The organism is Mycobacterium sp. 852014-50255_SCH5639931, assembly GCF_001665605.1.
Classification (GTDB): Bacteria; Actinomycetota; Actinomycetes; order Mycobacteriales; family Mycobacteriaceae; genus Mycobacterium; species Mycobacterium paraffinicum.
Map to the genome: position 1 here is coordinate 61,089 of NZ_LZSV01000004.1, position 13,400 is coordinate 74,488.

Sequence of the window (13,400 nt, forward strand, 5' to 3'; positions counted from 1 at the left end):
GCGGGCGGGTCAGATCTTGTTGAGCGCGCGCGCCAGGGCCGACTTCTTGTTGGCCGCCTGATTCTTGTGGATCACGCCCTTGCTGGCCGCTTTGTCCAGCTTGCGGGTGGTCGCGGCCAGCAACTCCGAGGCCTTCTCCTTGTCACCGGCGTGGGCGGCCTCACGGAACGCGCGGACGGCGGTGCGAAGCGACGACTTCACGGACTTGTTGCGCAGTCGAGCGCGCTCGTTGGTGCGATTGCGCTTCTGCTGCGACTTGATGTTGGCCACGCTTCTAGTTCCTTCTCCGCTTCGACGTTTGTTGGGGGCGCCGGATATCACCACAGCGACTGCCCAGGTTATCAGTCGGTTACGTTTTCTCCCAAAACGGGAACCCGTGGCCTGCCATAACGTCAATTTGAGGCAGCATCTAAAAAGTGAGTCTTCCGAGCCAGCTCGAGGAAACCGGGCGGGGGTTGCGTGCCGCGCGTGCCGAGCGCATTTTCGGCGGCTACAACACGTCCTCAGACATCTATTCGATGGCATTTGACGAGATGTTCGACGCCCACGGCACCGTTCGGGGTCCCTATAAGGGCATCTACGCCGAGCTCGCGCCGTCGGACGCCTCGGACCTGAAGGCCCGCGCCGAAGCGCTGGGTCGCGCGTTCATCGACCAGGGCATCACGTTCTCGCTGTCGGGTCAGGAGCGGCCTTTTCCGCTCGATCTGGTTCCGCGGGTGATCTCGGCCGCCGAGTGGAGCCGGTTGGAGCGCGGCATCATCCAGCGCGTCAAGGCGCTCGAGATGTATCTCGACGACATCTACGGCGACCAGGAGATCCTGAACGACGACATCATCCCGCGCCGCCTGATCACTTCCTGCGAGCATTTCCACCGCGAGGCGATGGGCATCGTCCCACCCAATGGCGTCCGCATCCACGTCGCCGGCATCGACCTGATCCGCGACGAGAAGGGCAGCTTCCGGGTCCTCGAGGACAACCTGCGCTCGCCCTCCGGGGTGTCGTATGTCATGGAGAACCGGCGGACCATGGCGCGGGTTTTCCCGAATCTGTTCGCCACCCACCGGGTGCGTGCAGTCGACGATTACGCGTCGCACCTTCTGCGCGCCTTGCGCAATTCCGCGGCCACCAACGAGGCCGACCCGACCGTGGTGGTGCTCACTCCCGGGGTGTACAACTCGGCCTACTTCGAGCACTCGCTGCTGGCCCGCCAGATGGGGGTCGAGCTGGTCGAGGGTCGCGACCTGTTCTGCCGCGACAACCAGGTCTACATGCGCACCACGGAGGGGGAGGTGCAGGTCGACGTCATCTACCGGCGCATCGACGACGCCTTCTTGGACCCGCTACAGTTCCGCGCCGACTCGGTCCTGGGGGTGGCCGGCCTGGTCAACGCCGCGCGTGCCGGCAACGTGGTCGTCTCGAGCGCCATCGGCAACGGTGTGGGCGACGACAAGCTCGTCTACACCTATGTGCCGACGATGATCGAGTACTACCTGGGGGAGAAGCCGCTGCTGGCCAACGTCGAGACGTACCGGTGCTGGCTCGATGACGAACGCGAAGAGGTGCTGGACCGGATCGACGAATTGGTCCTCAAGCCGGTCGAGGGGTCCGGCGGTTACGGCATCGTGTTCGGGCCGGAAGCCTCCGAGAAAGAGTTGGCCACCGTCGCCAAGAAGGTTCGCGACGACCCGCGCAGCTGGATCGCCCAGCCGATGATGGAGCTGTCGACCGTGCCGACACAGATCGGGAACACGCTGGCGCCCCGGTATGTCGACCTGCGGCCGTTCGCGGTCAACGACGGCGACGACGTCTGGGTGTTGCCCGGCGGGCTGACCCGGGTGGCCCTGGTCGAGGGCTCGCGGGTGGTCAACTCGAGCCAGGGCGGTGGCTCGAAGGACACCTGGGTGCTGGCGTCGCGGACCTCGGGCGGTGACCATGAGCTCGGCGCGGCGGAAGTCGTGCGCTCGCTGCCGGAGTCGATGTCCGACCCGGTGCTGGACGGCGCGCAGCGTTTCGCGCAGACCCAGACGCAACCCACGGAATCGCCCCAGGAACAGCAGCTTCAGCAGCAAGAGCGGCGGGCGAAGCGCTGATGCTGGCCCGTAACGCGGAGGCGCTGTTCTGGATCGGTCGCTATGTCGAACGGGCCGACGACACCGCCCGCATCCTCGATGTGGTGCTGCACCAACTGCTCGAGGAATCCAGCGTCGACCCGGACCAGGCGTCTCGGTTGCTGCTGCGCGTGCTCGGCATCGATCCCCCCAGCTACGACCTCGACGTCTGGTCGCTGACCGACCTGGTGGCCTTCAGCACCAACGCTGCGGGTGGTTCTTCGATCGTCGACGCCGTCACGGCGGCGCGGGAAAACGCGAAGTCGGCGCGCGAGGTGACGTCCAGCGAGATCTGGGAGTGCCTCAACACCACCTACCACGCCCTGGCCGAGCGCGAGCGCGCCGCGAAACGCCTTGGGCCCCATGAATTCCTGTCCTACATCGAGGGCCGGGCGGCGATGTTCGCGGGCCTGGCCGACTCGACACTGTCCCGCGACGACGGATACCGCTTCATGGTGCTGGGCCGCGCGATCGAGCGGGTGGACATGACGGTGCGGCTGTTGCTTTCGCGAGTGGGGGACAGCGCTTCGTCCCCGGCGTGGGTGACGCTGTTGCGTTCGGCAGGTGCGCATGACACCTACCTGCGCACCTACCGTGGCGTGCTGGACGCCGGGCGGGTCGTCGAATTCATGCTGCTGGACCGGTTGTTCCCGCGTTCGGTGTTCTATTCGCTGCGGCTCGCCGAACACAACCTCGACGAATTGCTGCACTCTCGGCAGAGCCGGATCGGGGCAACCGGGGAGGCGCAGCGGCTGCTCGGGCAGGCCCGAAGCGAACTCGAATTCGTGCAACCCGGTGTACTGCTGGAGTCCCTGGAGACGCGCCTGGGGGGCCTGCAGCGAACCTGCCACGATGTCGGAGAAGCGTTGTCGGTGCAGTACTTTCACGTCACCCCGTGGGTGGCGTGGTCGGATGCCGGGGATCGCGGCCGCCTGGTCAGCAGGAAAGGGGACGGCTGATGTGGCGGCTGCGGGTGGTGCACACCACCGGGTACGCCTACCAGTCGGCGGTGACCGCGTCCTACAACGAAGCGCGGTTGACCCCACGGTCGAACACCAGGCAAAACGTCATCCTCAATCGCGTCGAAACGATCCCCGCGACCCGGTCCTATCGCTATATCGACTATTGGGGCACCGCCGTAACGGCATTCGATCTGCACGCGCCGCACACCGACCTCACGGTGACGTCGTCGTCGGTGGTCGAGACCGAGCAGCCGGAACCGCCGGTGAGCGAAGTCGACTGGGGTGACCTCAAGTCCGAGGCGGTGATCGATCGGTTCGACGAACTGCTTCGCCCCACCGGGCACACCCCGGCGAGCAAGAAGGTTGCGTCCGTGGCCAAGAAGATCGCCAAGTCGCACCAGCCCGCCGAGGCCGTCGCCGCCGCCGGCGATTGGGTGCGCGGTGAGCTGGAATATCTCCCGGGAACCACCAGCGTGCACTCGTCGGGGCTGGACGCGTTGAACGCGGGCAGGGGTGTCTGCCAGGACTTCGTGCACTTGTCGCTGATGTTGTTGCGGGCCATGGGGATTCCCGCGTACTACGTGTCGGGTTACCTGCATCCGAAGCGCGACGCCGTCGTCGGGGACACCGTGGACGGGCGCAGCCACGCGTGGATTCAGGCGTGGACGGGCGGCTGGTGGAGTTACGACCCCACCCACGGAACCGAGATCTCGGAGCAATACGTCGGCGTGGGCGCCGGCCGCGACTACACCGACGTCCCTCCCCTGAAAGGCATTTACTCCGGTCAGGGGGCGACCGATCTCGACGTCGTCGTGGAGGTCACCCGGCTGGCTTAGCCGGCGCGGGCATAGCGTTCACGCCATGAACGACACTGCGTCTCACCGCGGTTGCCCGTGGTTGCTGCTGCTGTCCGTGCTGTGTGTCGCGGTGCTCTTCGGTGGGATCGCTGTCGGGGTCGCCCTGGGCGGTGTGATGCCGTTGCCATACGGCCCGGTGGCCGCGGTGGTGGCCTACGTCCGTGCGGAGCCGGTCGCCGTGCGCGTCATCGCCGTGGCGACGTTTGCGGCGTCGGTCCCGTTGGCGGCCTACGCGGCGACGGTCAGCGTCCGGCTGCGCCGGCTCGGCGCCGCCGGGCCGGGGGCCGCGATCGCGCTCACGGGAGGCGTCGTGGCCGCCGGCGCGCTGGGGCTGTGCGGCTTGCTGGCCTGGCCGCTGTCGCGGCCCGAAGTCGCCGCGGACGCGACGTTGGTCCGCGCGCTGTACCTATTGATCTTTCTGGTCGGCGGCCCGGGGCACATCGTGGCCCTGGGCCTGCTGGTCGCCGGGATCGCGGGACCCGGCCTGAGCCGGGGTTTGCTGCCGAGCCCGGTGGCCTGGGCCGGCCTGGTGATCGCCGCCCTCGCCGAAGCGGCGACGGCGGTGTTGGTCTGGCCGGACCTGGGCGTCATCCTGCCGGTTGCCAGGGTGTTGGCGCTGTCCTGGCTGGTGCTGGCCGGGGCGCTGCTGCCGTTGCGCCGCAACGGCATTGGAGAGTGACCGTTACGGCGCGTTGATTTCGACGCGATGCAGGTCGTCGCCGAGCTCGATCCGCCCGTCGAACGCCGAAGCCGCCAGGGCCCGCCACTGCTCTTCTTGGCCCGGCACCAGCGCGGGCACGTAGTGCGTCATGACGAGGGTGCCCACCCCGGCGCGGGCCGCGGTTGCCGCCGCCTCCTCGACCGACGAGTGGTAATCACAGATGTCCTGGAGCCGCTGTTGCGGGATGTTGCCGACGATGTCCTTACGGATCACGGTGTGCACCAGAGCGCCGGCGCCGGCCGCCAGCTGGTCGAGGCCGGCGCAGGGCACCGTGTCCCCGGCGAGCACCACCGACGCCGTGCCATAGTCGATGCGGAACCCGATGGTCGGGGTCACCGGTCGGTGATCGGTCGGTGCCACCCGGATCGACACGCCGTCGCGGTCCCACACCGCCCCCTCGGTGTACTCGTGGACCTCGACCGACGGTGGCGCGTTGAGGTCGGCGTGATGGGCGAGCCGGTACTCGATGTCGTGGCGGAACGCGTGCAGCGTCGCCTCGACGGTCTCCGCGGTCCCGGGCGGTCCGATGATCGGCAGCGGCGCGGGATCCGGCGCGAAGGTGCTGATCCAGCGGGTGATCAGGAGGTCGCCGAGGTCTCCGATGTGGTCGCTGTGCAGATGGGTGATCAGCAGCGCCGTCAATCCGGCGGCGCCCACGCCCACCGCCGCCGCGCGCTGCAACACCCCACGCCCGCAGTCCACCAGAAACACCTGCCCGCCGGCCCGCACCAGAGTCGACGGGCCGGCCCGGTTCGGGTCCGGGATCGGGCTCCCGGTTCCCAGCAGCGTGATCTCGATCATGGCCCCTATCTTGCAAGCCGCGCCCCTGTCCAGTGGCCCAATCCGGCGATCCGACCGATCGAGCGCCCAGTTTTCGAACGGCGACGTCAGGGTATGGACACGGATCGGCTACCGGTTCTCGTCGGGCTTTTGCGCCGCACGAGTTAGCCGTAGCCTGTTGTGAAGCGGATCACAACCAGCTGGAGGCCTTTGATGCGGATTGCAGACGTCTTGCGGAACAAGGGCGCGGCGGTGGTGACCATCAACCCCGAGGCGACGGTGAAAGAGCTGCTCGCCGGCCTCGCCGAGCAGAACATCGGCGCCATGGTGGTCGTCGGCGACGAGGGCGTCGTCGGCATCGTCTCCGAGCGCGACGTCGTGCGCGAGCTGCACACCCATGGCGCCAGCGTGCTGTCGCGCCCGATCTCGAAGATCATGACCACCACCGTCGCCACCTGCACGAAAGCCGACACAGTCGACTCCCTGAGCGTGCTGATGACCAAGAACCGGGTGCGCCATGTGCCCGTGTTGGACGGCAAGAGGCTGATCGGAATCGTGAGCATCGGCGACGTGGTGAAGACCCGGATGGAAGAGCTCGAGGCCGAGCAGCAGCAGCTGCAGTCCTACATCACGCAAGGCTGACTGTCCGGCTCGCCCCCTCGCCGCTTAGCGGCTGGGGGCGCCCCACGTCACGCCGTTCCACGCCGCGCATCGTCGCCGGGCGGGGCTGACTGCGTCTTCGCCGAGCGTGCGTTCGGCGCGGAGATGCGGGCGTTTTTTCGCACTGGTTACACGCTGGGCGACTAGCTCCAGGAGTAGTCCGCGCGCAGCCGCTCGGCCACCACTTCAAAGATCTCGCGGTCCAGGATCGCGCCCTCGCGGCGAATGCTCTCCTCGGGAACGTCGAGCACCCGGTCCAACCGAACCCAGCTAGGCCTGCCCTCGTAATCCCATGCGCCGGAACCGATTCCGATCCAGTCCCGGTCCTCGGCGTGGCGCTCCTGGCTGGACACCATCAACCCCAGTAGGACGCGGCGGTCACGACCGACTACGAGCACGGGCCGGTCCTTACCCTGGGTCGGGTCGTCCTCGTAAACCACCCACGTCCAGACGATCTCGCCGGGATCGGCCCGGCCGTCGAGGTCGGGGGCGTAGACCAGCTTGCGCGCGCGCTGCGTGGTCGGGAAGCTTGTACTGGTCACCGGGCGCCCCGCGGTGACCGCGGGCGGTTGCGGCGCGGCGGCGGCGATGACGTTCGCGGTGATCTTCACGGCGTGCTGCAGTTCGCGCAGCACGGTCTGCGAGTTCTGCACGTGCCGGGCCAGCCGCGGGGCCCGATCGAAGACCAGGTTTTCCGCGAACCGCTGGAACGTCTTCCACTGGGATTTGCGGGCCGACGCCATATTCGCAGCATAGACGCGGGCGCGCGGGTGCGATTGTGTCCAAGTATGTCTCGGGCACCCTGCCTAGATACCCTGGACATACCAATGAGCCGACGTTCAAGCGGCCGCGAGCGTGTCCAGACCAGGAGATTCCCATCAGCAGTTTCGCCGACAAGACCTTCACCGCGCCGGCGCAGATTCGGAACTTCTGCATCATCGCCCACATCGATCACGGCAAGTCCACGCTGGCGGACCGGATGCTTCAGCTCACCGGCGTCGTCGACGAGCGGATGATGCGGGCCCAGTACCTGGACCGCATGGACATCGAGCGGGAGCGCGGGATCACCATCAAGGCGCAGAACGTCCGGCTGCCCTGGAAAGTGGGGGACGAAGATTACGTCCTGCACCTGATCGACACCCCGGGCCACGTCGACTTCACCTACGAGGTGTCGCGGGCGCTGGAAGCCTGTGAGGGCGCGGTGCTGCTGGTCGACGCGGCCCAGGGCATCGAGGCGCAGACGCTGGCCAACCTGTACCTGGCCCTGGATCGGGACCTGACCATCATCCCGGTGCTCAACAAGATCGACCTGCCCGCGGCCGACCCGGACCGCTACGCCGGCGAGCTCGCACACATCATCGGCTGCGAGCCGGACGACGTGCTGCGGGTGTCCGGCAAAACCGGCGAGGGCGTGGCTCACCTTCTCGACGAGGTGGTCCGGCTGGTGCCGCATCCGAAAGGCGACGCCGACGCGCCCACCCGCGCGATGATCTTCGACTCCGTCTACGACATCTACCGCGGTGTGGTGACCTACGTCCGGGTGATGGACGGCAAGATCGTCCCGCGGGAGCGCATCTTGATGATGTCCACCGGCGCCACCCACGAATTGCTCGAAGTGGGCATCGTCTCGCCCGAACCCAAGGCCAGCGACGGCCTGGGGGTGGGCGAGGTTGGCTACCTGATCACCGGTGTGAAGGACGTCCGCCAGTCCAAGGTCGGCGACACGGTGACGACGGCCCGGCACGGCGCCACCGAGGCCCTCACGGGGTATCGCGAGCCCAAGCCGATGGTGTACTCGGGCCTGTATCCGGTGGACGGCTCCGATTACCCGGATCTGCGCGACGCCCTGGACAGGCTGCAGCTCAACGACGCGGCCCTGACCTACGAGCCGGAAACGTCGGTGGCGCTGGGCTTCGGGTTCCGGTGCGGCTTTCTGGGCCTGCTGCACATGGAGATCACCCGCGAACGCCTGGAGCGCGAGTTCAACCTGGATCTGATCTCCACCTCGCCGAACGTCGTCTACCGGGTCATCAAAGAGGACGACAGCGAGATCGTGGTGACCAACCCGTCGGACTGGCCGGAAGGCAAGGTGCGCACGGTGTATGAGCCGGTCGTCAAGACCACCATCATCGCGCCCAGCGAGTTCATCGGCACCATCATGGAGCTGTGCCAATCGCGCCGCGGCGAGTTGGGCGGCATGGACTACCTGTCACCCGAACGGGTGGAACTGCGCTACACGATGCCGCTCGGCGAGATCATCTTCGACTTCTTCGACTCGCTGAAGTCGCGCACCCGCGGCTACGCCAGCCTCGACTACGAGGAGGCCGGCGAGCAGGAGGCCCAACTGGTCAAGGTCGACATCCTGCTGCAGGGCGAGGCCGTCGACGCGTTCTCTGCGATCGTGCACAAGGACGGGGCTTCGGCGTACGGCAACAAGATGACCACCAAGCTGAAAGAGCTCATTCCGCGCCAGCAGTTCGAGGTGCCGGTGCAGGCGGCCATCGGATCGAAAATCATTGCGCGCGAGAATATTCGGGCGATCCGCAAAGACGTGCTATCGAAATGCTACGGCGGAGACATCACCCGCAAACGCAAACTGCTGGAAAAGCAGAAGGAGGGCAAGAAGCGGATGAAGACCATCGGCCGGGTGGACGTGCCGCAGGAAGCCTTCGTCGCGGCGTTGTCCACCGACACCGCGGGGGACAAGGGCAAGAAGTAGTCGTGATGCTGATGCGAGCCATTGGTGTTGTCGGTCTCAGCCTGCTCGGCACGGGATGCGTCACGACAGTGGCCGGAACCCCCACGCGCACTGGCCCCCTCGGTGGAGCCGCGTTGCCGCTCTCACAGGTCTTACCGGACGCCGCCGAGGTCAGCGCCGCCGTCGGAAACGAGCTCCCGCCACACAGTCCGCCGCTGGTGGGTGGTATCGATGTGCTGCCCGACGGGATTCGTGACGCTGGTGGCGCCGCCCCCATCGAATGCCTCGGGGCCCTCGCCCCCGCGATGCGTCTCGTCTACGAAAAGGGCCCGGTGCGCCGCGTTGCGACGCAGGACTATTGGAACTACGGCTCTGGCAGACAAGCGTCCAGCGCAACAGCAGCGGCGATCGAGCTGGCGACCACATCCGACGCGCAACGACTCTTCGCGTCGTTCGTCCAGCAATGGCAACGCTGCACGGACACCACCGTCACCATGTACACACACGACCGAAGCAACACCGAGTTGTACTCGAAGGTGACCGACGTCCGCGTCGACGGACCGATACTTTCCGCTACCGTCATCGCGTGGGACAACCATCACACGCCGCCATCCCCGAACGAGCGGGCAGTCGGCACCACGGGCGACGTCATCGCTGACGTCAAAGTCGCCGTCGGGCCACACGCGCAGGCCGGGACCCGGTCCATCCAAGTCGTTCAGGCGATGTTGCGAAAAGTCTCGAGCACCAACTGATGTCGACGCGCCGAACCATCCTCACGGGCCTGTTGGCCGTCGTGCTCGCCACCGGCTGCACCGTCGACGGCACCGCGCGGCCCGCGCCGAATCTGAAACCGCACCCGGTAACCGGCCAACCCGTCAAGAAAGTGCTCCTCGACGACGCTGAGCTGTCGAAGCTGCTGGGCCAGTCCTTCGGAAGCAAGAACGAACTCCCGGCGCGGTTCGGCGGTCCCGAGGTGCTGCCGCCGGCCTTCGGCGCGGTTTCGCCCGCCAACTGCGTCGGTGTCGCCTCGATGATGGTGAAGGATGCCTACCGATCCGCCGACGTCAAGAATGCGGCGCGGGAGACGTGGTGGAACCAGCACGGGCCGGCGAAGGTGATCAGTGTCGCCGAGGGCGTGGTCGCCCTGTCCAGCGCCGCCGGGGCCACCGCGCTGTTCCAACAGTTCTCGCAGCAATGGCGCGACTGCGACGGCACGACCGTGACCATCGGGCGCCCCAGCATCATCGCCGACCGCCCCGCGATCGTCTTCCTGGACACCATTTCCGACGTGCGTGTTTCCGATTCGGTTCTCGCGGCGACCCTTTCGATCGATACCCAATTGCCCGGCTTGCCTTCCAGCGGGCCCAGGCCCGAGGCGCGCGCCCTCGGCCTCCGGGGGAACTGCCTTGTCGAGGTCGAGCTGGCGTTCTTCGGCTCGACGAGCCCGTCGGACGAGGGGTCCGGCGATGTGCACCGCAGCGCCATCGAGCTCGCGCACGCGCTGATGGACAAGGTGAGCGCGCTGAGCTGACGCGGGCACCGGCGAAACCTGGGACATTTCTGGGGTTGAGCTGTGCTTGCGGTGTGGCCTACGGCGTTCGCCTCACCTCGAACCTACATTTGGGTTAAGTAGGAGGTGAGCGGGAAGCTCATGGGAAGCATCCGTCGCATCGGCGTGTCTGGGGACGCGTTTGTCGCCGCGTTGTCGCGTAGCCCCGGCAGGCAACGAAGCCGTTGGTGGGCAACACTATTCGCCCTCTTGATGTTGACCTTGAGCTGCTCCGCCACGGTCGATGGTGCCGCGCGGCCGGCGGCGAACCTTGCGGCACGGTTCCTTGATGGGCAGACGCTGAATCGGGTGCTGCTGGGCGAGAGTGCGCTATCCCGAATGGTCAAGGAGCCCCTTGAGATCGACCCGCGTTTCCCCCCGCTTTTCGGCGGGCCGGAGATGTTGCCGGGAGATACCGGTTGGCCCGGAGATTGCCTGGGAGTAGCGGTGATGATGCAGGGGGCCGCCTATCGATCCGCCAACGTGAAAGGCGTTGCGCTCAAGACGTGGCGGCCCGATGCCGTGCCGGCCGCGACGGTGGCCGGGGTGGACGAGGCCGCCATCAGCTTGCCCACGGCTGCCGACGCCAACGCGCTGTTCGCGACGTTCTCCAGGCAGTGGCACGAATGTGATGGCAAGACGGTGCCCATCGTCGGCGGAACGTTACCGCTGGAAGTGAAAGTCAGTGACGTCCAAAGCGCCACTTCCGTTGTTGCGGCGACTATTTCGACGGAGTGGAGCGCGCCCGGCTTCGTCTCGCCATCCGTTCCCGCCGCGCGGGCCATCGGTGTGCGAGACAATTGCCTCGTCGAAGTCGAGGTCGACTTTGTCAACTCACCGGGCGCATCGCAAGAAGGATCCAGCGCGCTGGACATCGCGCAAGTCATGCGAGACAAGGTCAGCGCGCTGAGCTGACGCGGTAATACATCCCATGGTGGCGACCCGCTTCGCCCGGCTTCGCCACGCTTGCGATCGCCACAGCCGTGCTTGCGATCGCCGCTACATCGGCGCGTTGGCGGGCTGGAACATCCCGGAGCCGTCGGCCTCCTCCTCGGCGCGGATCACGTGCACCACCGCGTTGATCAGCGCCAGGTGGGTGAACGCTTGCGGGAAGTTGCCCAGGTGCCGGCCCGTCCGGGGTTCGATCTCCTCGGCGTAGAGGTGCAACGGGCTGGCGTAGGACAGCAGCCGCTCGCACAATCGCTTGGCGCGCGCCACCTCGCCGATCTCCACCAGCGCCGACACCAACCAGAACGAGCAGATCGTGAACGTGCCTTCCTCGCCGGACAGCCCGTCGTCGGTCTCCTCCACGCGGTAGCGCAGCACCAGGCCTTCCTGGGTGAGTTCGTCGGCGATGGCCAGCACCGTGTTGCGCACCCTGGGGTCGTCCGGCGGCAGGAATCGCGTGAGCACCACCAGCAGCAGTGAGGCGTCCAGCGCGTCGGTGCCGTAGCGCTGGGTGAACACCCCGCGGGAGTCCACCCCGTGTTGCAGGATGTCGTCCTTGATCTCCTCGGCGATGGCCCGCCACTGCTGGGCATAGCTCTTCTCGCCCTGCCGCTCGGCCAGCTTCGCCCCGCGGTCGAGCGCCACCCAGCACATCACCTTCGACGAGGTGAAGTGCTGCGGTTCGCCGCGGACCTCCCAGATGCCCCGATCGGGCTCCCGCCAGTGCTTGATGGCCTCTTCCACCTGTTTCTTGAGCACCGGCCACAAGCTTTCCGGGATCTGCTCACGGGATTTGCAGTGCAGGTAGAACGAATCGAGGATCGAGCCCCAGATGTCGTGCTGGACCTGGTCGTAGGCGCCGTTGCCGATGCGCACCGGCCGGGCGTGGTCATAACCGGACAAATGGTGCAGATCTTCTTCCACCAGGCTGCGTTCGCCGCCCACGCCGTACATCACCTGCAGCGGGTGGCGTTCGTTGCTGTTGGCGCCCGAGACGTCGGCGATGAACGCGAAGAAGTCGTCGGCCTCCCGATCCAGTCCGAGCGTGTACAGCCCCCACAACGCGAACGTGGAGTCGCGCACCCAGGCGTAGCGATAGTCCCAGTTGCGTTCGCCCTGCGGCGTTTCCGGCAGCGAGGTGGTGGCGGCCGCCAGCAGCGCCCCGGTGGGCGAGTACGTCAGCCCCTTCAGCGTGAGCGCGCTGCGCTGCAGGTAGGCGCGCCACGGGTGGTCGGGGAAGTTGCCGATGTTGATCCATTGCCGCCAGCACTCGGTGGTCTGCCACATCTTGTCAGCGGCCTCTTCGTAGGTTTGCGGCGCCGGGTGCTTGGTCCAGCTCAGGGCGACGAACACGTCGTCGCCCTCCTTCATCCGGGTGCGGGCGCGGGCTTCGCGGCCCTCCAGCCCGATCCGCAGGTTGGTGGTGAGCCGCAGGGTCGGGTGGGCATCGGGCTGCTTGGCGGCCCGCGCGACCGCCTCGCCGTACGCGTTGGCCGAGTATTCCCAGGTGGAGCCCACGCGGTGGTAGTCGAACGCGGGCTCGCAGCTCATCATCAGCTCGACGGTGCCGCTAACGCAGCGCACCGTGCGCAGCAGGATGTGCTCGGCGTCCCAGTCCATCGGCGTGCGGCGGTGGGTCCTGGACCGGCGCTCGATGTCGTGCCACGGCCCCATCACCAGCGCGTCACGCACGATGAGCCACCCGGTGTGGGTCTGCCACGTCGTCTCCATGATCAGGCTGCCGGGCAGGTAGCGGCGGGCCGAGGGCACCGAAACGCCGTAGGGGCCGAGCCGGAAATGGCCGGCGCTGCGGTCCAGGATGGCGCCGAAGACGCTGGGGGAGTCCGGGCGCGGCACGCACATCCATTCGACCGAGCCGGCCGGGGAGATCAGGCAGGTCGTCTCCCAGTCGGACAAGAACGCGTAGTCCGCGATCGGCGGGAACGGGTTCCGCAGTGCCCCGCTCGAAGCCAGCGGCGCCGGTGCGCTGAAGTCGATCGGCGATGGCAAGGCCGCCGTCTCCGCTTGAAATGCCTCCTCGGGCATGGCGTCGGCCGGCTGGTCGTCGGGCTGGGCGTGCAGGACCATCCCGACATCATCATCTGTTGAGCGGCCCG

General features: G+C 67.2%; 13 protein-coding genes. 9 read left to right on the top strand and 4 right to left on the bottom strand.

Annotation, left to right across the window (positions count from 1 at the left end; genetic code table 11):
* Nucleotides 1-9 precede the first annotated feature (9 nt).
* Nucleotides 10-270: a 30S ribosomal protein S20 gene (rpsT, locus tag A5758_RS03495; protein ID WP_066952793.1), complete on the bottom strand. Its 261-nt coding sequence runs from the start codon at nucleotides 268-270 to the stop codon at nucleotides 10-12.
* Between the two features lie 146 nt (nucleotides 271-416).
* Between rpsT and A5758_RS03500 the strand changes: the two genes are divergently transcribed.
* The 4 genes from A5758_RS03500 to A5758_RS03515 are packed head-to-tail and all read left to right on the top strand — an operon-like array spanning nucleotide 417 to nucleotide 4,606.
* Nucleotides 417-2,090: a circularly permuted type 2 ATP-grasp protein gene (locus A5758_RS03500; protein WP_067736512.1), complete on the top strand. Its 1,674-nt coding sequence runs from the start codon at nucleotides 417-419 to the stop codon at nucleotides 2,088-2,090.
* Nucleotides 2,090-3,067 carry an alpha-E domain-containing protein gene (locus tag A5758_RS03505; protein WP_067203331.1) on the top strand — a complete coding sequence of 326 codons (978 nt, stop codon included), beginning with the start codon at nucleotides 2,090-2,092 and terminating at the stop codon, nucleotides 3,065-3,067. Before A5758_RS03500 ends, A5758_RS03505 begins: the two co-directional genes overlap by 1 nt.
* Entirely contained in the window at nucleotides 3,067-3,906 is an 840-nt protein-coding gene (locus tag A5758_RS03510; RefSeq protein WP_067736515.1) for a transglutaminase family protein, read from the top strand. Before A5758_RS03505 ends, A5758_RS03510 begins: the two co-directional genes overlap by 1 nt.
* A gap of 25 nt (nucleotides 3,907-3,931) precedes the next feature.
* A complete protein-coding gene (locus A5758_RS03515) occupies nucleotides 3,932-4,606 on the top strand; it encodes a hypothetical protein (RefSeq protein WP_067736519.1) in 675 nt (224 codons plus the stop codon).
* Between the two features lie 3 nt (nucleotides 4,607-4,609).
* Here A5758_RS03515 and A5758_RS03520 read toward each other — a convergent pair whose 3' ends face one another.
* A complete protein-coding gene (locus A5758_RS03520; RefSeq protein WP_067736521.1) occupies nucleotides 4,610-5,449 on the bottom strand; it encodes a ribonuclease Z in 840 nt (279 codons plus the stop codon).
* A gap of 192 nt (nucleotides 5,450-5,641) precedes the next feature.
* Between A5758_RS03520 and A5758_RS03525 the strand changes: the two genes are divergently transcribed.
* Nucleotides 5,642-6,070: a CBS domain-containing protein gene (locus A5758_RS03525; RefSeq protein WP_067736525.1), complete on the top strand. Its 429-nt coding sequence runs from the start codon at nucleotides 5,642-5,644 to the stop codon at nucleotides 6,068-6,070.
* A gap of 161 nt (nucleotides 6,071-6,231) precedes the next feature.
* Here A5758_RS03525 and A5758_RS03530 read toward each other — a convergent pair whose 3' ends face one another.
* The gene (locus A5758_RS03530; protein WP_067203321.1) at nucleotides 6,232-6,831 is read right to left on the bottom strand and encodes a type II toxin-antitoxin system PemK/MazF family toxin; all 600 of its coding nucleotides are present in this window, start codon (nucleotides 6,829-6,831) and stop codon (nucleotides 6,232-6,234) included.
* On the opposite strand from A5758_RS03530, the gene lepA reads away from it, so the two are divergent.
* The 4 genes from lepA to A5758_RS03550 all read left to right on the top strand — a co-directional run bounded on the left by lepA (nucleotide 6,813) and on the right by A5758_RS03550 (nucleotide 11,250).
* Nucleotides 6,813-8,807, top strand: a complete 1,995-nt coding sequence (gene lepA, locus A5758_RS03535; RefSeq protein ID WP_156622481.1) for a translation elongation factor 4 — start codon at nucleotides 6,813-6,815, stop codon at nucleotides 8,805-8,807. The genes A5758_RS03530 and lepA overlap by 19 nt on opposite strands.
* A 113-nt stretch (nucleotides 8,808-8,920) precedes the next feature.
* Nucleotides 8,921-9,538 (top strand): sensor domain-containing protein, encoded by a 618-nt coding sequence (locus A5758_RS03540; protein ID WP_231987212.1) that lies wholly within the window; start codon nucleotides 8,921-8,923, stop codon nucleotides 9,536-9,538.
* Nucleotides 9,538-10,317, top strand: coding sequence for a sensor domain-containing protein (locus A5758_RS03545; protein ID WP_067736529.1), 780 nt, complete (start codon nucleotides 9,538-9,540; stop codon nucleotides 10,315-10,317). The genes A5758_RS03540 and A5758_RS03545 overlap by 1 nt, the downstream gene beginning before the upstream one ends.
* Nucleotides 10,318-10,548: 231 nt before the next feature.
* Complete coding sequence (locus A5758_RS03550; protein ID WP_067736533.1) at nucleotides 10,549-11,250, top strand: sensor domain-containing protein; 702 nt, start codon at nucleotides 10,549-10,551, stop codon at nucleotides 11,248-11,250.
* Nucleotides 11,251-11,334: 84 nt separating this feature from the next.
* On the opposite strand, the gene A5758_RS03555 is transcribed toward A5758_RS03550, so the two are convergent.
* Nucleotides 11,335-13,371 (bottom strand): glycoside hydrolase family 15 protein, encoded by a 2,037-nt coding sequence (locus tag A5758_RS03555; protein WP_067736535.1) that lies wholly within the window; start codon nucleotides 13,369-13,371, stop codon nucleotides 11,335-11,337.
* Between the last annotated feature and the right edge of the window lie 29 nt (nucleotides 13,372-13,400).